This is a genomic window from Leuconostoc carnosum, from assembly GCF_007954525.1.
Classification (GTDB): domain Bacteria; phylum Bacillota; class Bacilli; order Lactobacillales; family Lactobacillaceae; genus Leuconostoc; species Leuconostoc carnosum.
The window spans coordinates 195,416-216,814 of record NZ_CP042374.1; the positions used below are offsets into that span (position 1 = coordinate 195,416).

Below are 21,399 nucleotides of genomic sequence, written 5' to 3' on the forward strand. Positions count from 1 at the left end.
CCTTGCAATATTTGATTATAATGTAACATTTTGGCCGTGATTGTAACTCGCTTCCACCTAAATAATACGTTATCGTAATATGTAGGAAAAGGAGAATACAACATGTATCAAAAATATCATATAGATGAACAATTCAACTTCCAAATCAACCGGTTTATTGAACCTTTCTATCAAGATGAAGAAGTTCAAGCAGAAGTTTATGCTGCTTCGAGGCGTATTAACGATGTTGAAAGTTGGATTTCGGTTTGGATTGATTTAGGAAAAAAGGCTGTTCTTGCTCATCATTACGCGCTCTCATCCGCCTACTATCAATTAGCAGATTTCTTCATTGGTGAAGATCATCCAATGAAGGAAGAAACTTACCAACTATTCAAGTCAAATTATTACAAATCAATTGACGATTCTGGCATTGAATTTGACCAAATTCATTACGAAAATGGTAAAATTCCGGTGGCAATTATCCGACAAGACGGTGCCAAAAAAACTTTGGTTTTTCATGGTGGTTTTGATTCTTACTTGGAAGAATTAATTCGTTTGGTGTTAACACACTGTGTGGGTGTCTTGAAAGATTATAATTTTGTATTGTTTGAGGGACCTGGACAAGGTATGTCACTGAAATCCGGCTTGCCAATGACCTACCAGTGGGAGCTCCCCGTAAAAGCTATACTTGATTATTATAACATCGAGAAGGCTGATTTAATTGGGATGTCGCTGGGTGGTTACTTGTCAATGCGAGCAGCAGCATTTGAACCTAGAATTGAAAAGGTTATCGCGTTTGATGTGTATTACAGCATGATGGATTCATTGACCATGAAGTTACCAGCGAAGGCTGCGGCAACGGTTCACAAAATCAATAATCCAGTCATTGCAGCACTTGTTAATCGTAAAATTTTAGCTACAACTAAAACTAACGTTGATATGGCATTCAAAATTCGTAAAGGAAATGAAGTCATGAAAACGGACAAACCCTCGAACTTAATCAAATCCATTTCAAAATTTACCATGTCTGGCATCGAGGACAAGATTACCCAAGAAGTCTTGTTGCTAGCAGGTGATCATGATATGTATGTGCCAACTAAAACGATCGACTTAGTAGCAAATTCATTGATAAATGCTAAATCTGTCACAACTTATTTATTTGACCAGTCAAGTGGTGGCGAAAGGCACTGTCAAGTTGGTAATAAGCAAATTGCTTTCGATAAAATCAGTGACTTTCTAAGTTAATTTCAATCCAAAAAATAAATAACATTCTCAATTTGTTTATATAATTAAAGAGGAAAATAAAAATGGTGAGGTTTTCGTGGTTCTGCTTTTGACAATGATAATGCAGGTGAGCACAAATACACAAACCCTTTTAATGCATGAATTGAACCGAACACCTTGCACAAAAAAGCTGCAGATACTTTAATGGTAATTGTCTAAAATTAACCATAGAGGATCTGTAGCTTATTTTTTGTCCTTAAAAACGTTGGTGTAGCGTTATGCTCCTATGTCAATAAATGGCACATCTTTTTCTAAACACTCGTTCTAATTCTGTCGGAATTAAACCAACTGATGTAATTTGAGGTTCGGATTACCAAGTCCTCAAAATTGGAAAAAGTTGTTTGAAAGGCAAACTCTCTCTTCAACAATGAGTGAAAAGCTTCAATTGGCCCATTATCATAAGGATAACCTTGTTTTGAGTATGAGTGGCTAATCTGATGCCGTTCAAGTAAAGTTTCAACTTCGTTGCTGGTGTACTGTGAACCCATGTCAGAGTGAAAATATTGTGGCTTTTGATGACATTCAAGCGCCTGATTAATCGTTTCTACAACTAACGTCGCCTCCATCTGACGACCAATCTTGAAAGCAAGAACTTGATGAACCTTTGGTTCGTAAATAGAACTGAGATAAACCCAGGTTCCTGGACGTAATTCCAAATAAGTAATGTCAGCACGCCATATCCTTGCATTGGGCTGGTGCTTGATTAAATTGGGGCGTTGCGAATGATCCACATGAGTGCCAGGTTTTTTAAATCGCCGATTCATTAAAGAGTGAATCTCCATTTCCCTCATTAATCGTAAAATTCGTTTTGACCCAACACAGATGCCTGACTTGCGAAGCACCATCGTTATTCGTGGATAACCATAGGCACGATAATTATTTTCCCAAATCAATTTAATTTTTTCTTTGAGCTGATTATCAACACGTTCGTGTTGACTAGGTTGATATCTTTTCCAATGGTAATAGGTGCTGCGCGGTAATTTCAGTGCCGAAAGAATAATTGATAAGCGGTGTCGTAATAACTGATCTTCTATGAAGACAAGGCAATTAATTCGTCCTAATGCTTTCCCAGTAACACCGCCGCAGCTTTTAAAATTTCAAGTTCCTCCTTTAATCGCTGATTTTCCTTTTGAAGTTGTTTGAATTCTTTGGACGTTACTTCAGTACCGTCTTCTAGCTCAACTGATTTAGCGTCTTTAACCCAGTTATGAATTGCGGCTGGAGAAACACCGTATTCCTCGGAAAGCGAGCGAATAGATCTTTTCTCTTCACGATGCATCTTCACAATGCTGGCTTTAAAATCATCTTGATATCGTTTCATTGGAATGCTCCTATCTTGTTTTATTAATTATGGCACAACTGTTCAGAAATTTATGTACCAAATACTAGGATAGGAGCAATTATCTATTGCAAGTACCGTGGGTACAATATTGGGTTCTATTATATCAACTCCCTTTGCTCAAATGTATTATGATTTTTTTGTCAGTACTCAAGGATCTCATCAATTTCCTCCTATGACTATCAAGTTCTCATTTCAATCTTTCATTATCACACTACTACTAATTACAATAATAACTTTTTACAGTGGATATGTTCGTTCAAGACGTACATTCTATAAAATTCAAAAAAATATTGAAAACATGAACGTAAAAAGTAATGATAGATTTTATTACATAAAAGTGGTAGTGATGTTGATTTTAAATATATCTATAATTGCATATTTTCTGTCTCTCTTGCCAGAAAGATTAGGAATTAATGCTTTTGGTATCCTAAGCATTTTATTAATTTTCTTAGAAATTATTGCAATATCATTATTAATAATTGTATGTGGAAAAACAATCTTATTGATATTTTCTAAAATTTTTAATATTATATCAAATAGATTCAAATTATCTTTGTTAAACTTGGCAACTTATAATATTAATGATAATGATGATATTTTCAAAAGGATCTATATTCCAGTAGCAATTATAAACATATTTATTTCGGGATTTTCGTCACTACTTATTGATTTACCTGATGGTGGGGATTCAGGGACTAGAACATCAAATATGGTTGTTTTTTTAAGTGCTCCAATACTTATTACAGTAGCAAATACTATATGTATGATGCTGTTACTACAAGAAAAAGAAACATTTGAAATGAAACAATTATTTATTTTAGGTTTAAGACCTTTAGATATTTTTTTAAAAAAAGAATTGGAAATTTTGATTTATTCATTTACAACATTAATAATATCTTTGACGTGTAATTTTGTATTGAGTTTAATGTTTGTTAGAATAACCCAACTGTTTAATAAAACCATGGTTTGGATTAATATCTGGCTCCCATCTCTTTTACTTTCACTAGCGATCTTTGTATTAATGTCAATTGTAGCTATGATAAAGGTAATATACACTAAATGGGATATTTTAGAATTCAATATAGATACAGATTTCTAGCAAGTTAATGTTTTGCAAAGTTAATAAATTAAGGAATCTTTGAATAAATTTCTAACCTGATAATGAATGAGGGGAGAAAAAAGGCAAGCTCCTTCTCTGGGGGCAGTGTATTCTATAAACAAATCTTTATTTAAGGCAGATTACAAGAATTAACCGAACGCTACGAATGCAAATACCAGCGTTAGCAAAAAAGATTCATCAAGCTACCGGATTAACGATTCGTACTAGTAAGTAAGCGCTTGAATCAAGAATAATCATAATAACTAGATAAAAATACAGATACTCATTATTATTTGCTGAGTATCTGTATTTTTTTGGAAACTTAGTTGAGGATTCATGATGTTAAAACACCTTAAAATAAGCTTTAGAAACCGTGGACAGTAATTTAACATGGCTGTATGACATTGGTACAATAGAATAAGAAGTGTCTGACAAATAAAAAAACAACCAGTGAAATTACAAAAACATTTCCGGAATTTTACCGATTGATTAAACATCTGGTAAATGACTTGCAATTCGCCCAACACTATTTAGTTAACATAATATATATTATCAAAAGTAAATGCATTAAGGCAGATTCTGTCAACAAAACTTTTTGCCTAACATGCTTATATTTATTTAAAATTATCGATATCAAGGTGATACCAATCTTTTGGTTTTGATATTCAGGGTGAACCAATATGTCTTGAAAATATATGATTGTGTATCCATCGCCGACAACTCGAACTAATCCGATTAACTTATTATCATCCCAAGTAGTTACCATTGCCAATGAATTATTAATTGCTTTTCTAAGCACTTTCATATCGTTTGTATATGCAAACCATTGAACACTTGAGTATAGTTTTTTTAAATCAGTACCAGATATTTCCTTCGTTTCTTTGTAACTAATCATTAGTCTAACTCCTATAATAAATTTTTAGTTTATGTGCTGCTAAATAATTGTTTTATAGTATGGTAGATTGCAAGAATTAACCGAACACTGCAAACTGCTGAAAAACCTTTCGTGGTGATTGCCAATTGAGTGTTTTCATTGGTCTTGCATTAATCCAATGATTAATTTGATCTAATTCTTTGGCGCTAACCGTCTCAATTTTTCGCTCCTTTGGTATGAATCGCCGAACGTATCGGTTTAATATCTCATTACTCCCACGTTCTTCTGGTGAGTATGGGTGTGCAAAGTAAACTGGAATGCCTAGTTTTTGCTCGATTTCATCATATTTTGCAAACTCTCGTCCTCGATCAACAGTGATTGACTTAGCATTCTCGATCCCTTGAAAAAAATGAATTAATACCGGTGTCACTGCCTGACTATTGCGACCACTAACTTGCCTCACAATATGTTGCCGGCTTAATCTTTCTGTGATTGTGACAAGCACTTCACCACGTTTCTTACCCGATTGCATCGTATCAACTTCAAAGTGACCAAAATCCTGCCGTGCTTGAACACTTTTGGGTCTTGATTCAATTGAACGGCCGTGAACAAATACTTGACGTCTGCCATCAGACTGACGTTTTTGACGAATACCTTTGTCAGGTAAATCAGCTAATGACAGTTTGAGTCGGCCAGCATTGAGCCAATTATAAATCGTTTTGAAAGGTAACCCTAAAACATGAGCAGCAGTTTCTGGTGACCACTTTAAAATGCCAATGTGCTCATTCAAAAAGACAGCGATAGCTGGTGTTAGTGTGTGATGACGGCCACGTAGATGACGTTTTTTCAATGCCAATGCATGAGCAATATCAGCTTTATAGGGCGTGACTTGATGAATTTCAACAGAGACCGTCGCAGGTGATCGGTTAATAAAACGCGCGATGGCACGAATCGAATAATTCAATTCCAGCAAAGTTTGAATGACAGTACGTTCTTGAGATGATAAACTAGTCATGAGTCGCAGTTCCTTTATGGTTGTTTTGGACAATTACCATTAAAAGCGCTGCGGCTTTTTTATTCAAGTGTTCGGTTTAATTTTACAATCTACCGTATAGTAACATTTCATATGCCTCCAAATTGTTCTTAATTATAAAATAAAAAACGTTTCAAATTAGTGATATATACCTCTTTTAGTGGTTTACGCATTAATTATTCTGAAAATCCATTCAAGCATCACCATAAAAAAATTAACCACTAATAACACGTGTACTGATTATCAAAATGATTATTCATCTCTCGTCTACTTGCCTTTGATACGCTATTCTAACTTGTCTTCTCCTTGTGCAAATTTGTTATAATAGACTTAAAATACAGGTCAAAGGATGCCCACACTTATGATTGATCAAATAGTAAGTTCACGGATAAAGCACTTTCAAGACTTTGGCAATAGTTTGCCTCATGCTAAAGTCTATTTTCGTGATGATTGGCAAACAATCTATTTTGACCTATTCGGAAAGATGTTTGGGTTGATGACACCGACTGTTTCTGACAAATCAATTATTACATTAAAAGTTGATCTGGAATCCAATATTGAGCTACGTGAGATGTATTCTGATGTTACTGAAGGCTATTACGCAAACAAAACGCATTGGAACTCTATTAAACTTATAACCATGGCGCTTTCGGATCAAGAAATTGAAAAAATGATTGAAAATTCCTATAAGTTAGTTTATAAAAACATACTACTTTCTGTTCATAAATCACTCACTGAATCGGATTAGAATTACGTTGTTCAAAAAAAATCCTCATTTTGAACTGATACTGCCGTTCCTGTCTACAATTAAATCATAGAACGAGCTTCATTTCATAATCATCAATACCTAAAAAAACGTTTTTTATTGGTCCTGACACATCTTGAAATTGATTTTTTAGATAAAAATCATGAGCTGTGCAACGAGCAGCTTCTGTAATAAATATGAATCTAAACCTCTTTTTTGGAAATTCTGACTGACAGCAAATGAAACTAGTCTAGCAGTTAATTCTGTATCTTTATAACTCGAAATAGTAGCAATTAGCTGATTGTCAAACATCACACCATTTTTTACATCACTTTTCAGATGGCACTTCACCTAATAGTTTTTTCTGTAACATAACAGATTCTTTCAATAACATATTAGTCTCATTTTGTGATTGTAATAATTTTTTGGTTTCTTCTAACTGAGCATTATAGCCCAGTGTTTCGGATTTTTCTTTCACAAAAAACTTATTAATAAACTTAACAAAAAAGAAAACACAGGCAGCAATAGCACCTAGTGTCAATACATTTTTAAAAACTTCTACAAGAGGTGTCAGAATATGTAGCCATTCAGGACTATGATTCTGCGAAAATATAATTAACGATAAAAAGTAAAAGATTCCCGTAGCCAATTCAATGACACTTTGAATCAGTTTCGTCAGACTGCCACCCACAATCACACCAATTGATAATTGAATAATTGCAGGTGAAGTCACAAATTTTCTAAATTGGTTAGCTTGCGTTGAAGCTAAATCAGTATCTAAAGTAAATTTATATTTATTAAATATATATCTTTTCATTTTGCTCCCAATTATTCATCATTATAATAACTATTATTATTCCATGATTATGGCTCTTTTTCAACTCCAACTGCATTAAAAAAGCCATCAAATATAAATGATGACTTTGAGATAAAATAATTAAATTAAGCTTCATCATACCACGAGTAGTGATACATCTCGCCGACTGGCTTGTCTGTACGTTCATACGTGTGAGCACCAAAATAATCTCGCTGTGCTTGCACTAAGTTTGCTGGTAATACCGCTGAACGATATGAATCATAATATGCAATTGCTGCAGACAGTGAAGGTGTTGGTACACCAGCACTAACAGCTAATGCTATCACACGTCGAGTGGCATTCTGATAGTTTTCAGCGATAGATTTAAAGTAAGGATCCAGCAATAAATTATGCAAACTAGCATTTTTAGTAAAGGCATCAGTTATTCGTTGCAAGAATTGCGCGCGAATAATAGCACCTGCTCGCCATAGTTGTGCTAGTTCACCAAATGGCAAATCCCATTTATAAACGTTAGATGCCATACGTAATTGATCAAAGCCTTGCGCATAAGACATAATTTTACCAAAATAGAGTGCCTTTCGCAAATCTTCTTTTGTTGTATCAGTATCACCCGCAAAAGTAAAATCTGGACCTGCTAATACTTTCGATGCTGCAACACGATCTTCTTTCATTGCAGATATATAGCGAGCATACACTGATTCAGTAATGAGCGATTGTGGTGCGCCCACTTCTAGAGCAGACTGTGAAGACCATTTTCCAGTACCTTTATTTCCAGCGCGATCTAAGATAACGTCAACAATTGGTTTGTCTGAACCCAAATCATCTTTTCTGGTTAAAATATTAGCAGTAATTTCAATTAAGTAAGAGTTGAGTTCACCTTTATTCCAATCGGCCAGTGTATCTGCCAAATCATTCGAACTTAACTTCAGCACACGCTTCAAAATATCATATGATTCCGAGATTAATTGCATATCACCATACTCAATCCCATTATGAACCATTTTAACGTAGTGTCCAGCGCCATTTGGACCAACATAAGTCACTGTTGGTTTACCATCTTCTGGCGCTTTTGCGGCAATTTGCTTCAATACTGGTTCTACTAAATCATAAGCCGCACGCTGGCCTCCCGGCATAAGCGATGGCCCCTGTAAAGCGCCTAATTCACCACCAGATACACCCATACCAATAAAGTTAATACCTGATTTTGCTAACTTTTCTGAGCGACGAATCGTATCCTCAAAAAATGTATTACCACCATCAATGAGCATATCACCTTTTTCCAGATGAGGTAGCAATTCATCGATAACAGCATCCGTACCACGACCAGCCTTGACCATCATTAAAATACGGCGAGGTGCTTTAATCGACTGCACAAATGATTGGATTGTGTAATTTGGAACAAAATTCTTATCAGCATGCTTATTAACTAAGTCATCTGTCCGCTCACGTGAACGATTGTAGACCGCAACATGAAAACCACGTGATTCAATATTTAAGGCTAAATTTCTGCCCATTACTGCCAATCCGATAACACCAAAATCTGCTTGATTCATTTTAATACCTACTTTCCTTTCAATTGTGTTGTACTAAAAATTACCTCATCAACGAAATTAAACGAGATATAATGTAATCGCTTACATTATATCTCGTCAATACCTTGTTGTCAAAAAAATGTTCTACAAATCACAAAGGTGTGTTACATTCACCCTATTTATTCATTATTTTTTTGATTGCTGGAATCATTTCCTTTGGACTCGTCATTGGTGCAAAACGTTCTACAACTTGGCCGTCTTTATCAACTAAAAATTTTGTAAAATTCCATTTGATTGTACTGCCTAGGCTTCCCTTACTCATATCTTTCAAGTATTTAAAAAGTGGATCAGTATTCTTACCATTTACCGAAATTAAATGGTGCATTGGAAATGTGACACCATAGGTTAATCGGCAAGATTCAGCGGCTTCATGACTGGAACCTAACTCTTGTTTAAATTGATTTGATGGGAAACCTAAAACGACAAGCCCTTGGTCCTTATATTCCTGATAAATAGCTTCTAGTTCTTCAAATTGCGGTGCATAGCCACACTTTGTCGCTGTATTGACAATAATAAGAGGCTGCCCACGAAAACTTTCAAGTGAATATGCTGTACCATCCTCTTTTAAAACTTCAAATTCATATACACTGGTTGCCATAAATTCCCTTTCTAATCATTATCCTAAATGTATGCTTAAATACCATACACAGTTAATAACACCTAGTTTCATTATAGCGCTAACTATGAGAAACAAGTATTTATTTGATTTACATGTTATGGTTTCTACTAACATTAATTTCAGAAATTCTGAATATAAAAAGTAGCAACTTTCTATTAGAAAATTACTACCTAGCATGAATATTATTGTTCTTTACTTAAATCTATTAAGATTTTTGCTTGTGATTTATCCTGTGTTAGTGCTTCAAATCCATTTGAAACAATGTTTTCAAGAGCAATCATGTCAGTAATAACTGGCTTGACATTAATCTGTTCGCTACTTACAAGATCAACTGTTTGTTGGAAAGTTTCCTTCGAATAGGCGATAGTCGTTGTTAATTTAACACCAGCATTCATCAGTTTCATTGGATCAAAAGTAATCGGACGTGCAAATATTGACACAATGACAACAGTACCACGAGGTCTTGTGGCATCTATGGCTTGCTCAAAAGTTGGTTGTACGCCAGCTACTTCAAATGATACATCTGCACCACCAGGAATAATATCACTAATTGCAGCAATAGTATCCGACACTTCCGCAGGGTTCACAACATCAGTTGCGCCCATTTCAAGTGCTTTCTTTAAGCGTACGTCAGACAGATCAACTGCTACAATCTTAGTAGCACCAGCTGCTTTGGCAGCAGCGGCAACTAATACACCAATTGGACCAGCACCAAAAATAACCACCTTTTCACCAAAACGTAAACCACCTTCTTTAACCGCTTGAACGGCAACAGCTGTTGGTTCAATAGTTGCAGCTAGCTCCAGAGAAAATTCTGTTGGTAAATGGTACAAATTTTCTTCGGGAACATTAACATATGATGTAAACCCACCATCGGTACTCAAACCAATGAAGCTATAACCATCATACACATCAAGATCACTGGCCAAATTTCCCTTAGTCACCGTTGGGTTAATAGCTACATGATCGCCAACTTTAAAATTGGTAACATCTGTACCGATTTTTTCAATAATACCTGAAAACTCGTGTCCCATTGTGAGTGGTGCTTCTCCACCGGTTAGTTCATCAGGCTGATCAACAGGAATAAAAACTGGTCCTTCAAGATATTCATGTAAGTCACTACCGCAGATGCCTGCATATGCTACACGCACCACAACTTCATTTGACTTTGATGGTTTTAATTCAACATCTTCCACACGAACATCTTTAACACCATGCCATACAGCTGCTTTCATTAAATCTCTCCTCTAGAATAATAAATTTTAGGTTAGAAAACCCAGACTTTATTATACAACTAAGTTTGGGTTTTTTGTGTAAATTCACCAAAATGATTAACGAATGCCATGAATAAAAGGTCATTCTTAACATAAAATGAATAATTGTTCACATTTAACTAATCTGTCATGCTTTACCATCATTATCAAAATAACGCCATGTGCCGTCCGATAATTGCCTTGACTGATTAACAACCATCTCACCGGAATCAGCATCATAATAATGTACTGATCCTTGGCTATCAATAACTTCTTGACCTTTTACTTGATGACAATTATTATCAAAATACATCTTTTTACCATTAATCGTTTGATGCCCTTTAACCGCTACACCATCTGCACCAAAATAAGCCCATGAACCATCTGACAGTTGTCTAAATTGATTAACAACCATCTCACCGGAATCAGCATCAAAGAATCGTAAGCGACCTTGTACATCAACAACTTCTTGACCTTTTATTTGAGCATAATTATCATCAAAGTAAAGCTGCTGACCATCAATCGTTTGATACCCTTTAACCGCTACACCATCTGCACCAAAATAAGCCCATGAACCGTTAGACAGTTTTTCGAAACGGTTTACTATCATTTCACCTGAATCGGCATCATAGTAACGAATTCTGCCTTGCGTATCAGTCACCGTTTTTCCCTTGACTTGACTATAATTATCTTCAAAGAAAAGATTTTGCCCTTCAATGATTCGGTTACCCTTGACAGCCACACCATCGACCCCGAAGTAGGCCCATGAACCGTCAGACAGTTTTTCAAATCGATTAACTATAATTTCGCCGGAATCAGCATTATAATAACGTATTAAGCCTTGTGTATCAACTTTTTCGCGTCCTTTAATTTGACGATAATCATCATCAAAATAAAGTGCTTGTCCTTTAATTTGCTGAGAACCTTTAATTGCACTACCATCTGAACCAAAGTAAGCCCATGAACCGTCAGCTAATTTTTTAAATTGATTACTAATCATATCCCCAGAATCATCAGAGAAATAATACATCTTACCATCACTAGTAGTTATAAACTGATCTTTTGCTTGTACACCATCTTGGTTAAAATACTGTACTATTTCTTCACCATTAATGTGTATTGTTGTCATGCCTTTGTTTGCCATAGTACCATTCTTATCAAAATAGTGCCATTGCTTATTATCATCCATAAAATAGACATTAGTCAATTGCTTACCTTGCTTATTGAAATAATAGACATTTCCGTTACTATTTTCCATATAAGCATCTTGCAATTCAATACCATTTGGCAAAAAATAGTAACCAAAACCATTAATTTTTTGAAATCCATAAGTCATATACCCATTTTTATTAAAGTAGTACCAATTTGATTGTTCATCTTGGATAAACGTATCTTTTGCTTGGTATCCACTAGTTGAAAAATAGGTCATGCCTTTATTATCATTAACAAAACCTGTACTAGCTGTTTGATTAAGTAACTGTTTAGGTAAAAATGCTTGATTTTGATTTGGTGAACTCACCTTGAAATAATCATTGGTAGCCCAATCTTTTAAGACATAATAAGCACCACGTCCCTGTATATTACTACCATTAAAATACTTTGCTGACCATTCTTTAATCTTTTCACTTGGATCCATGGGTACCCCAGTAGAAATTTGCTTAGTTGTAAATAATGATGGATATAATTTTTTAATTGTGTCTAAGAATTCGCCACCATATAATTTTTGATATTCTCCGCCACCTACAGTTTGGGCTGCATAAAGCGTTTTATTAATCACAGAGTTTTCATTATAAATGCCCGAATTATTAACACGTTGCGCAGTTACAATTTGTTGTCCAGTCAAATTATATATTTGATCAGGTACCCAATCAGCCATCGCTTGAATTCCTGCTTGGTGCAGTGATTTAATTGCATCACGTAGTTGGTCAATTGTCCCATATTTTGTTGGTGTATCGAATCCTAGATCATAGCGATCTGTAAAAGCATAACCATTTTGGATAATAGAATCCAAGAATCCTCCTTCAGTACTTGATCGATATTGTGGTGGAAACTCAAAACTAGTAATCCCCCAGCTCTTATATAAATCTGAATTTTTGGCGATAATCACATTAGCATATTCATCTTCATTAGTTGGAAAAGATTGAAAATTTGAGAATCCTTCGTAAATTACCTGAGAATCTAGTGCAGCATTTGAATGAAATGTTTGTCCATTTTTAACTTCATCTACAGAATAACTTTCTGTAACTGCTGTTTGTTTATTATCAGCCCCAACTGGTACCCAAACAGCTAAATAGCCAGAAACTTGCGAATTCGCAAACCCTTTTATTTCAGAAGCATCAAAAGTTAGTTCACCATTATTATTCGTATATTTTATTAATGCATCACTAACATCCGAATCAGATATATATGTGGCAATGCCATTGTTTGTAGTGAGTAATACTGGTCGATAAGCTTGATTTTTATGGGCAGCTCCCATTTTTACAACTACTTGATCGTGTTGATTTAACTTCAGGTCAGGATTATTAGCCTCGATAACAGCTATCCCCTGTGTTCTTGTGTCATTAGTCCCCTGCTCGTCTGCTGTCATAGCGCCTTTACCATAACGTACAGAAGTCAGTACGCCACGGTTCCCATTTGCAGGCATATTGCTATCACCAGCCATATAATGCATCGCCATTTGTTGACCACCAGCAACATACTTTAAACGAGACTGCAACAATGTGTTAATTGCATCATAGTACGGTGATTTGTTTGCCATATATTGGCCATCATCGGTAAAGAGATCGCCATAATATGCTCGCGGTACTGTGTCTTTATTGGTTAGCAACAGCGCATATGTGCTAGGAATATTATATTGTGTAAACTCTTTATTTGTTTTTAATTGATCGGCATTGTAGATTTTAAATGCCTGTGTTAACTGATCCAAGGTTGGCGTTAACCCATCTGAATTAGGATCAATTCGTTGCTTGATAATTTCAGCAATTACGGTTTGTACTTCACTATCATGTGCACGAACAAATGAATAATTTGGACGTGCTACATTGTTAGTTGTGTCTATTGTACGGTCAACTAAGCTATTAGTAATTAGTGGTTCCAAACCGCTACGAACACTATTGCCGTTTTGATCAGCCGTGGGCATGGTCAAAGAATACTTTAGCGACAAGCGTAATTTGTTATCCATTGATAATTGGTTATCATGATTATCTTTGACATATTCTGCATCGTTATCACTCCAATCTTCTAAAATTGACAAATGCTGATTAGCAACACTGTCACTTTTATCAACACCATATGCTGCTTTCATATAATCTGCTGCAATTTGTAATAAATCAGCATCGACATTATCAACAGCATCAACACGTATACTATCAAAATTTGCGTCAGCATCTTGATTGGTAATTGACCCCAAATTTAATAGATAATACATCCAATTTAATTGTTCGGCTTGAACAGCAGGGTTTGAATTATCAACATCATTAGCTAATAAGAAATCATAACCACCTTGAGTTAGGTCAGTAGAATAAGAATAATAACCTTTTTGATTTGTTGGTGTACGATTCAAAAGTCGGTAATCTGAATTTGCATCAGGTGTTTTATCACTATTAACATATAATAATGCACCACCTTGTAGATGATCTTTATCATTTCCAGTTGTTGCATATTCACTGGCAATATTCCAATTAGGTTGACGTTTAACAAAATCAGAAACATTATTTTTTAGCCACTCAGTTTGCCCATCGTGGCTAATCTTTTGTTCTATTTTAATTTGTACATCCTGTGCGGCTTGATTTAAGACACTTTGACTATCTTGATTAGAATATTCAACTTGACTATTACTTAAGCCGATGCTTTTCATATAATTAAGATAGTTAATTTGAGTCACTTTATCAGGCCACCAAGTCATCAAAAGTGGACGAAAATCATTATTGGACGAGGATGTCCAATCTTTACCATTAACTAATATATCCTTAGGTCGATACCAACTATCCGCTGTTAAATAGCCATCAATTTCAGTAAAATTATCTGCAGTATCACCATGTACAGCATTATGTTTGGTAAAATTATTATTTTGACTTGTCAATCCTTCTTTAAATTGATAATCATTGGTTGGTACAAGAAAACCATTATCTTTGTCGAAATACAATACATGTCCATCGACTATTGTTGTAAAATTCTTCTTTTTTTGACCATTATCGTCAATATAATATGTCTTACCATCAATCGTTTGAATATTTTTAGAATTATATTGAGTTGGTGCAGTGAGTGATGCCGTTTGTTTCTCATCTTGTGGCGTTGAGATAGATTTATTGGAACTTGTTTCTTTTTTATTGTCTTGATCACTGTTTGAATCTATTACTGGATTAGTTGCAGGGGCTTGATTCTCATCTGGTTTAACACCAACATCTACCTGATCAGCTTTCTCTACTCTATCATCAGCACTATTCTTATCTCGTAACGGCGTCGGGTTATTATCTTGGTTTGCCTTCTTTATATCGTTGGCAGCAACTTGACCATTTTTATCTGCTTTGTTAACAGAATCATCATCGTTATTTGGGTCTACTACTACATTGTTAACTGTATCTTTTTGTTCAGTTTTGTTAGCATCAGCTACTTGACTACTTTTATCAAGTTTATTAGCAGAATTATCGTCACTACTTAATTTTGGTTGACCTTGATTTGCAATCGCTTGATCCACCACAACCGCATGATGATTGTGCGTTACTTTTTTATCTTTCGGTACGTCAGTTGTAACAATATGATCATCATCGCTATTCTGAACACTTTTCGGATTGTCAGGTATCACTTTTACTTGAGCAATTTGTCCACTCTGTGTTGTATCAGCGTAAACTTGTGGTACGGATAAACCAAGTCCTAATGATGATAACAATCCCGCAGTAACCCATAATTTGCCGGACTTATATAATTTTTTACGACAAGTCGTTTCTTTATTTCTCATTCTTTTTTCCTCCAAAAATTGTTATTCATTCTGGCAAGCGTATCTCACCTCTTGTTGACAGAACTAACAATTTCAATATACACTAATGAAATGTATATTCTAAAAATATGCAAAAATGAATATTGGATTTAGGAAAAAATAAAAATGATAATGGACAATTCTATAATTAGAATAACTAGAAATGCTAGAGGAATATCGCAGAAAAAATTAGGTGATTTAATTGGATCACAATCTATGATTTCTCGGATAGAGAATAACCAAACATCTCCCACAGATTATAATTTACAAAAAATATGCAATATATTAAATATACCCATCGATGACTATTTTAATGCGGTATTTGGTAAAAAAAAACAACTTATCAATAATCAAATCAAAATTAGAACAAGCATACTACAAGCAAGATAAAACAACTTTACAACAGATCTCTGATTCAACTCAAGCCACATCCGCTAACCATTTAGATAATATTTCATTGCGTCATTGTTTTTTAATGGCACAATCAACACTTTATCATTTGGACTTCAAATTAGCCACGGTGTCGGTCCAGACTGAACTCATAGATTATTTTTTTTGTATTGATCATTGGCAATATTATGACCTTTGCTTACTTTTTTTCGTCGCTAATATGATAAACGTTGAGAATATGAAGCCTTATATTAACGATATTATTAATCAATATCTGCAACAGGACATGTCTGACACTACTTCTCATATGGTAGCACCAGTGATAATTGCTATTTTAGAAGCAGCTATTATGCAAAATAAATCTGCTATGACTAACAAATTGTTAGAAAAGATTGATTTGGTTAAATTTCACGACCAAGACTTTGAGTTTCAAACATATTTATTATTTTGGCAAGGTATCTCTGAAAAAAACATGAAAAAAATTCATGATGCCTACCATATTACAAAGTGTCTTCATATCACCCATACACTCAATATTTTCAATCATATATTAGAGTATTATCATATTAAAAAAATGATTTATTGTAACTTAGACTAATATACTACTATATAAAAAGTCACCCGGAGTAGTTTTAAACTACTCCGGGTGACTTTTTATATAATTAATTATTAACAACGGCATTTTTATGTCTGCTTGGCTGCTCTTATTAATGTCCTAAGGTCCATCCACCGTCAATGGGAATCACAACACCATTGATATAATCTGCTTGTGGACTTGTTAAAAATAATGTTAAATCAGCTACTTCTTGTGCAGTGGCCCAACGTTTTGCCGGTGTTTGTTCAGCCACTTTTTTAGCCATTAGACCTTCACCCATAAAATCAGCAGCATTCATTGGTGTATCAATTGCACCTGGTGCAATTGCATTAACATGTAACCCATATTTGGCATAGTCAAAAGCTAACTGCTTAGTATATCCAATAATTGCATGCTTACTAGCAGTGTAAGCAACACCGCCACCACCAGCAGTGAAACCAGCAATAGAAGCCATATTAATAATGTGGCCCTGCCGCCTTTTAAGCATTTTTGGCAATATTATATTACTTAATATAAACATAGGTGTTAAATTAGTATCTAATACTTGTTGCCAATCAGATAGTTTTGTCTCAAGTGAAGTTTTATAACCATCCAACATTCCCGCGGTATTCAATAAAATATCTACATCACACATTTCACTTATCGTTTGCACAAGTTTCGTCAAATCAGCATGATGACTTAAATCAATTCGATATGAATGTAAATGTGGATGTTGAAAGGGTATTTTCTGATTATCTAAAGCATAGATAACTGCACCAGCATCCAGATAAGTATGTAACTGGCAAAGACCAATACCAGATGCAGCTCCGGTTATCAAAATATTTTTATTTGTATAAGTTTGTTCAATCATTATTTTGACAAATCTACCACTTTACTTAAAGCATAAATAACCACACCACCAACAATTAATGAGACAATCTCACCCGGTACAAGGGTAATATAGTACGCTACCCATTGCGCAAGGATACCACCTTTGGATCCGGACGGAAATGCACCGCTAGCTCCAATGCTAAACGCAAAAGTAAATTCAGCTGCTAATATTGCCATCCCTATTGTAGCGACTACCACCGAACTAATTATGATTTTCAAGACAGCACTATTAACACGACGAGTTAATAGGTAAGTTATTCCAGTCATAATAAGCGTACCCAATGTGCCAAATACCCAATCAATCCAACCTAGTGGCGACACTAAATTAGCAATAAAGACACCGAGCCCAACAGCTAATATGTAACGCTTATTCCAAGCAGCTAAATGATTTAGTCCTTCTGAAACACGTAATTGTACGGGACCAAAAGCGACAGGTTGAATTGCAAAAGTAATCACTGCATAAATAGCAGCCACCACGGCTACCATAGTAATATTACGCGTTTTCGTGCTATTTTTAGTTGATAAAGTTTCTTCCACAGTAAAAATCTCCTAGTTTTTTTAAGCGGGATGGTTGATGAACCGCCAGATATGTTAGTAAAAAATGAAACAGTAGAAAATATATTAAATATTAGCCATTACATTAATTGTTCCCATCATCCATAAAATCCTTTAATTGCTTTGAACGACTTGGATGACGTAATTTACGAAGTGCTTTTGCCTCAATTTGACGAATACGTTCACGTGTCACACCAAATACTCGACCAACTTCTTCAAGTGTACGTGTACGCCCATCTTCCAAACCAAAGCGCAAACGCAAAACATTCTCTTCTCGATCAGTCAAAGTTTCTAATACTGATTCCAACTGCTCACGTAACATTTCATAGGCTGCTGAATCCGCTGGTGAAATAGCTTCATTGTCTTCAATAAAATCACCTAAATGTGAGTCATCCTCTTCTCCAATAGGCGTTTCCAGAGAAACAGGCTCTTGAGCAATTTTAAGAATTTCTCGCACTTTATCAGGGGTCAAATCCATTTCTGCCCCAATTTCTTCAGGCAATGGTTCACGACCCAAATCTTGCAACAATTGACGTTGGATACGAATTAATTTATTAATTGTTTCGACCATATGAACTGGAATTCGAATTGTACGCGCCTGATCAGCAATTGCACGAGTAATAGCTTGACGTATCCACCATGTAGCATAGGTTGAGAACTTAAATCCTTTGGTGTAGTCAAACTTATCTACGGCCTTCATTAGCCCCATATTACCTTCTTGAATTAAATCCAAAAACTGCATGCCACGGCCAACATAGCGCTTAGCAATTGAGACAACTAACCGTAGGTTAGCCTCTGCTAATTCTTGTTTGGCTTCAGCATCACCATCTTCAATACGTTTGGCAATATTAATTTCTTCATCACCCTTTAACAGGTTAACACGACCAATTTCTTTAAGGTACATACGAACTGGGTCATTAATTTTAATCCCAGCTGGCGTTTCCCCGGCTTGATCCAATTCTTCTTTTGAAGGTTTGTTTTGCTTAGCTTTCAAAACTTCAGGCGCTGGCTCACCCTTTTCATCAACAATTGCAATACCAGAATCTTCAACTTTTTCCATCAAACGCTCAATATTTTCACCATCTAGGTTAAACGGTTCTGCTAAGCGCTTAGATAAATCTGCATACGTAATTGATTTAGCTGGCTTGTATTCAGTAATAAGACTTTTAACAGCCTTATCATACTCAGGATTTTTAATAATCCCTGATTTTTTAGCAACTTTTGGCTTTGAAGCTTTTCCTGCCGCTGCTGCTTCTTCAGGTGTCTTACCTTGAGCCAATGCCAAAAGTTCAGCTTTCTTAGCACGACTATTGTATGAAATATGGTTTGCATCTAAATAATCTTTTATGTCTGCAATTCTGCTTGAAATCGAAATAGTTGCCATGTATTGTTTTCTCCCATGTTAAGCGTATGTTTCAAAAACCGAATAATGAAAACACCGCGTGCTCATAATTGTTGCTTCTTAATATTAATTAATTCTGTTGTGAGTTGTAACAATTTTTGATTATCTTGCTGCTGCGTAGCTAAACTAATTAATTGTTTTAGCTCACGAATTTTAGCATCTACTGGTGCTTCTTGCATGATAATATGTAAATAATCATTAATTGCTTCTTTTTCAATAGACAGATCACCATATACACGGTCGATCGCCATAATTTTTTGATTTAAATCTGGTTTTTGAATGAAATCCATATACTGCGCTAAATTAAACTCTCCAGAGTATTGGTTTTGATATATGTTAGTCAACATCATTAATAATTGATAGTCTGGATGCACAAACGCAAACCCTTGGGTCTCTATCACCTGAGCCATTACTTGTGGTGATTTGATCATTGCCATAATTAACGCGCGTTCAGCCTGTTCTACCTGTGTAATATTGCGATTAATATTATTTTGTATCGCTATGCCATTACTAGATTGATCAATTGACACGTTATCATATACAGGTTGTGACTTAAGAAAGTGTTGCGGGCTATTATTAGCTTCAGATTTGTTGGTCTGTTCTAATTGCGCCTGCAAAGCAGATTTCGCTGTACCAAACTCATTAGCAATACGCGTAAGTTGAATATCTTGCTCGACAGGCGTTGCCTGCTTTAAAAGCTGCATGACTTCTTGTAAAAAAGCTAAGTATTGTGCTTGATTACTTAAATTTTTTCCAACACGTGAAACACTAATTAAAAATTCAACTGGTGTTTGAATGTTTTGATGAAGCGCTTGTTTCAACGTTGACAGCCCTTGCTGCAATCTCACTTCATCAGGATCTAACTTATCAGGTAAGTGAACAACACCAATCTCAATATCTTTAGTATTCTCCTGAATCAGCGTAATTGAACGTTGAGCCGCTCGTTGTCCAGCTTCATCGCCATCATAAACCAATAAAACACGATTAGCTATGCGCACTAAATGCTGCACATGTTCATTCGTAAGAGCAGTTCCCATTGTTGCCACAGCATTGTCTTCTGCAGCCATGCTAGCCGAAATAACATCCATAAATCCTTCAAAAATCATGACTGTGTTTGTTTGGCGAATCACATTTTTTGCAAGATCAAAATTATATAACAACTTACTTTTTGTAAAAAATGGACTTTCGGGGCTGTTCATATATTTGATTTTGTTATTATTATCCAATGCTCGACCGGAAAAACCAACAACTTGTCCACGATCTGATTTAATTGGCCACACAATTCTACCAGCAAATCGATCGCGCATCTCACCTTGATCGTTAGTAATAAACAATTCAGATGCATGCATTAATTCATGGGCAAGATTTTGGTCTTTAGCATAGCCTAATAGTGCGTTGTCTTCTGGTACAAAACCAATACCAAATTTTTTGATTATTTCATCATCTAATTGTCTGGTGTCATGCAAATAACTTAGTGCTTGTTCGCCAGACGTTGTGTTGAGTAAAATATGCTGATATAACCTCTGTGCTGCCGTATACAATTGATAAATACCTTGTGTCGTGTTATCAACTGGATGAACCACACTTGCCGAAATACTACTGTCAATTGGTAAATCAATACTTTCAGCTAAAGACAGAATGGCTTCAGGGTATGTCAATCCCTCTTTTTCCATGATAAAGGAGAAGACCGAACCTGATCGGCCACAAGAAAAGCAATTGAATACTTGTTTATTCTCTTCAACAAACAATGACGGGTGCTTATCATCATGAAATGGGCAGGATCCAGTCCACTGTCGACCGCGTTTAACAAGGTTAGTATACTCACCGATAACATCAACAATATTTACTTTTTGACGGACTTCAGCAATGAAATTTTCAGGAATACGACTTGCCATAGACCACCTTTCAAGACAACAAAAGTCGCAAACTACAGTCTGCGACATATTATTTAACTATACACAGTATATATCGAACA

18 protein-coding genes are annotated in these 21,399 nt (G+C 35.4%); 5 read left to right on the forward strand and 13 right to left on the reverse strand.

What is annotated here, in order from left to right:
- Positions 1 to 102 precede the first annotated feature (102 nt).
- A complete protein-coding gene (locus FGL89_RS00915) occupies positions 103 to 1,224 on the forward strand; it encodes an alpha/beta fold hydrolase (RefSeq protein ID WP_014974323.1) in 1,122 nt (373 codons plus the stop codon).
- Between the two features lie 290 nt (positions 1,225 to 1,514).
- Here FGL89_RS00915 and FGL89_RS00920 read toward each other — a convergent pair.
- Positions 1,515 to 2,584 (reverse strand): IS3-like element IS1163 family transposase gene (locus tag FGL89_RS00920; RefSeq protein WP_105451717.1). Its coding sequence is split into 2 segments (ribosomal slippage): positions 1,515 to 2,356 and positions 2,356 to 2,584, totalling 1,071 coding nucleotides; the frame shifts between segments, so codons are not numbered across the junction.
- Positions 2,585 to 2,903: 319 nt separating this feature from the next.
- Between FGL89_RS00920 and FGL89_RS00925 the strand changes: the two genes are divergently transcribed.
- A complete protein-coding gene (locus FGL89_RS00925; protein ID WP_243129506.1) occupies positions 2,904 to 3,704 on the forward strand; it encodes a hypothetical protein in 801 nt (266 codons plus the stop codon).
- A gap of 526 nt (positions 3,705 to 4,230) precedes the next feature.
- On the opposite strand, the gene FGL89_RS00930 is transcribed toward FGL89_RS00925, so the two are convergent.
- Positions 4,231 to 4,599 carry a GNAT family N-acetyltransferase gene (locus FGL89_RS00930; protein WP_014974290.1) on the reverse strand — a complete coding sequence of 123 codons (369 nt, stop codon included), beginning with the start codon at positions 4,597 to 4,599 and terminating at the stop codon, positions 4,231 to 4,233.
- A gap of 76 nt (positions 4,600 to 4,675) precedes the next feature.
- Positions 4,676 to 5,593: an IS30 family transposase gene (locus tag FGL89_RS00935; protein ID WP_050895541.1), complete on the reverse strand. Its 918-nt coding sequence runs from the start codon at positions 5,591 to 5,593 to the stop codon at positions 4,676 to 4,678.
- Positions 5,594 to 5,972: 379 nt separating this feature from the next.
- Here FGL89_RS00935 and FGL89_RS00940 point away from each other — a divergent pair, with 379 nt between their 5' ends.
- A complete protein-coding gene (locus FGL89_RS00940; RefSeq protein ID WP_014974289.1) occupies positions 5,973 to 6,359 on the forward strand; it encodes an MmcQ/YjbR family DNA-binding protein in 387 nt (128 codons plus the stop codon).
- 147 nt (positions 6,360 to 6,506) lie between these two features.
- Here FGL89_RS00940 and FGL89_RS08805 read toward each other — a convergent pair whose 3' ends face one another.
- The 6 genes from FGL89_RS08805 to FGL89_RS00970 all read right to left on the reverse strand — a co-directional run bounded on the left by FGL89_RS08805 (position 6,507) and on the right by FGL89_RS00970 (position 15,594).
- The gene (locus FGL89_RS08805) at positions 6,507 to 6,668 is read right to left on the reverse strand and encodes a GNAT family N-acetyltransferase (protein WP_148273016.1); all 162 of its coding nucleotides are present in this window, start codon (positions 6,666 to 6,668) and stop codon (positions 6,507 to 6,509) included.
- 16 nt (positions 6,669 to 6,684) lie between these two features.
- Positions 6,685 to 7,173 carry an MscL family protein gene (locus FGL89_RS00950; RefSeq protein WP_014974287.1) on the reverse strand — a complete coding sequence of 163 codons (489 nt, stop codon included), beginning with the start codon at positions 7,171 to 7,173 and terminating at the stop codon, positions 6,685 to 6,687.
- Positions 7,174 to 7,298: 125 nt separating this feature from the next.
- Positions 7,299 to 8,726 carry an NADP-dependent phosphogluconate dehydrogenase gene (gene gndA, locus FGL89_RS00955; RefSeq protein WP_014974286.1) on the reverse strand — a complete coding sequence of 476 codons (1,428 nt, stop codon included), beginning with the start codon at positions 8,724 to 8,726 and terminating at the stop codon, positions 7,299 to 7,301.
- A gap of 154 nt (positions 8,727 to 8,880) precedes the next feature.
- Positions 8,881 to 9,363, reverse strand: a complete 483-nt coding sequence (locus FGL89_RS00960) for a glutathione peroxidase (protein WP_014974285.1) — start codon at positions 9,361 to 9,363, stop codon at positions 8,881 to 8,883.
- Positions 9,364 to 9,566: 203 nt separating this feature from the next.
- Complete coding sequence (locus FGL89_RS00965; protein ID WP_014974284.1) at positions 9,567 to 10,619, reverse strand: 2,3-butanediol dehydrogenase; 1,053 nt, start codon at positions 10,617 to 10,619, stop codon at positions 9,567 to 9,569.
- 166 nt (positions 10,620 to 10,785) lie between these two features.
- The gene (locus tag FGL89_RS00970) at positions 10,786 to 15,594 is read right to left on the reverse strand and encodes a glycoside hydrolase family 70 protein (protein WP_014974283.1); all 4,809 of its coding nucleotides are present in this window, start codon (positions 15,592 to 15,594) and stop codon (positions 10,786 to 10,788) included.
- A 144-nt stretch (positions 15,595 to 15,738) separates the two neighbouring features.
- Here FGL89_RS00970 and FGL89_RS08705 point away from each other — a divergent pair, with 144 nt between their 5' ends.
- Together FGL89_RS08705 and FGL89_RS00975 are read left to right on the forward strand one after the other, a co-directional pair.
- Positions 15,739 to 16,002: a helix-turn-helix domain-containing protein gene (locus FGL89_RS08705; RefSeq protein WP_014974282.1), complete on the forward strand. Its 264-nt coding sequence runs from the start codon at positions 15,739 to 15,741 to the stop codon at positions 16,000 to 16,002.
- Positions 15,926 to 16,600, forward strand: a complete 675-nt coding sequence (locus FGL89_RS00975; protein ID WP_223824441.1) for an Rgg family transcriptional regulator — start codon at positions 15,926 to 15,928, stop codon at positions 16,598 to 16,600. The genes FGL89_RS08705 and FGL89_RS00975 overlap by 77 nt, the downstream gene beginning before the upstream one ends.
- Positions 16,601 to 16,709: 109 nt before the next feature.
- Here FGL89_RS00975 and FGL89_RS00980 read toward each other — a convergent pair whose 3' ends face one another.
- The 4 genes from FGL89_RS00980 to dnaG form a co-directional block, all read right to left on the reverse strand.
- On the reverse strand, positions 16,710 to 17,447 hold the full coding sequence (locus FGL89_RS00980) for a 3-oxoacyl-ACP reductase (protein WP_014974280.1): 738 nt from the start codon (positions 17,445 to 17,447) through the stop codon (positions 16,710 to 16,712).
- Positions 17,447 to 17,953: a QueT transporter family protein gene (locus FGL89_RS00985; protein ID WP_221429594.1), complete on the reverse strand. Its 507-nt coding sequence runs from the start codon at positions 17,951 to 17,953 to the stop codon at positions 17,447 to 17,449. Before FGL89_RS00985 ends, FGL89_RS00980 begins: the two co-directional genes overlap by 1 nt.
- 154 nt (positions 17,954 to 18,107) lie before the next feature.
- A complete protein-coding gene (rpoD, locus tag FGL89_RS00990) occupies positions 18,108 to 19,406 on the reverse strand; it encodes an RNA polymerase sigma factor RpoD (RefSeq protein ID WP_014974278.1) in 1,299 nt (432 codons plus the stop codon).
- Between the two features lie 62 nt (positions 19,407 to 19,468).
- Positions 19,469 to 21,319: a DNA primase gene (dnaG, locus tag FGL89_RS00995; protein WP_014974277.1), complete on the reverse strand. Its 1,851-nt coding sequence runs from the start codon at positions 21,317 to 21,319 to the stop codon at positions 19,469 to 19,471.
- Positions 21,320 to 21,399 lie beyond the last annotated feature (80 nt).

What these genes read in the sequence shown, in the direction of transcription:
- FGL89_RS00915 (WP_014974323.1), top strand. Translation starts at nt 103, where the DNA reads ATGTATCAAAAATATCATATAGATGAACAATTCAACTTCCAAATCAAC.
- FGL89_RS00925 (WP_243129506.1), top strand. Translation starts at nt 2,904, where the DNA reads ATGAACGTAAAAAGTAATGATAGATTTTATTACATAAAAGTGGTAGTG.
- FGL89_RS00930 (WP_014974290.1), bottom strand. Translation starts at nt 4,599, where the DNA reads ATGATTAGTTACAAAGAAACGAAGGAAATATCTGGTACTGATTTAAAA.
- FGL89_RS00935 (WP_050895541.1), bottom strand. Translation starts at nt 5,593, where the DNA reads ATGACTAGTTTATCATCTCAAGAACGTACTGTCATTCAAACTTTGCTG.
- FGL89_RS00940 (WP_014974289.1), top strand. Translation starts at nt 5,973, where the DNA reads ATGATTGATCAAATAGTAAGTTCACGGATAAAGCACTTTCAAGACTTT.
- FGL89_RS08805 (WP_148273016.1), bottom strand. Translation starts at nt 6,668, where the DNA reads ATGTTTGACAATCAGCTAATTGCTACTATTTCGAGTTATAAAGATACA.
- FGL89_RS00950 (WP_014974287.1), bottom strand. Translation starts at nt 7,173, where the DNA reads ATGAAAAGATATATATTTAATAAATATAAATTTACTTTAGATACTGAT.
- gndA (WP_014974286.1), bottom strand. Translation starts at nt 8,726, where the DNA reads ATGAATCAAGCAGATTTTGGTGTTATCGGATTGGCAGTAATGGGCAGA.
- FGL89_RS00960 (WP_014974285.1), bottom strand. Translation starts at nt 9,363, where the DNA reads ATGGCAACCAGTGTATATGAATTTGAAGTTTTAAAAGAGGATGGTACA.
- FGL89_RS00965 (WP_014974284.1), bottom strand. Translation starts at nt 10,619, where the DNA reads ATGAAAGCAGCTGTATGGCATGGTGTTAAAGATGTTCGTGTGGAAGAT.
- FGL89_RS00970 (WP_014974283.1), bottom strand. Translation starts at nt 15,594, where the DNA reads ATGAGAAATAAAGAAACGACTTGTCGTAAAAAATTATATAAGTCCGGC.
- FGL89_RS08705 (WP_014974282.1), top strand. Translation starts at nt 15,739, where the DNA reads ATGATAATGGACAATTCTATAATTAGAATAACTAGAAATGCTAGAGGA.
- FGL89_RS00975 (WP_223824441.1), top strand. Translation starts at nt 15,926, where the DNA reads ATGCGGTATTTGGTAAAAAAAAACAACTTATCAATAATCAAATCAAAA.
- FGL89_RS00980 (WP_014974280.1), bottom strand. Translation starts at nt 17,447, where the DNA reads ATGATTGAACAAACTTATACAAATAAAAATATTTTGATAACCGGAGCT.
- FGL89_RS00985 (WP_221429594.1), bottom strand. Translation starts at nt 17,953, where the DNA reads ATGGTAGCCGTGGTGGCTGCTATTTATGCAGTGATTACTTTTGCAATT.
- rpoD (WP_014974278.1), bottom strand. Translation starts at nt 19,406, where the DNA reads ATGGCAACTATTTCGATTTCAAGCAGAATTGCAGACATAAAAGATTAT.
- dnaG (WP_014974277.1), bottom strand. Translation starts at nt 21,319, where the DNA reads ATGGCAAGTCGTATTCCTGAAAATTTCATTGCTGAAGTCCGTCAAAAA.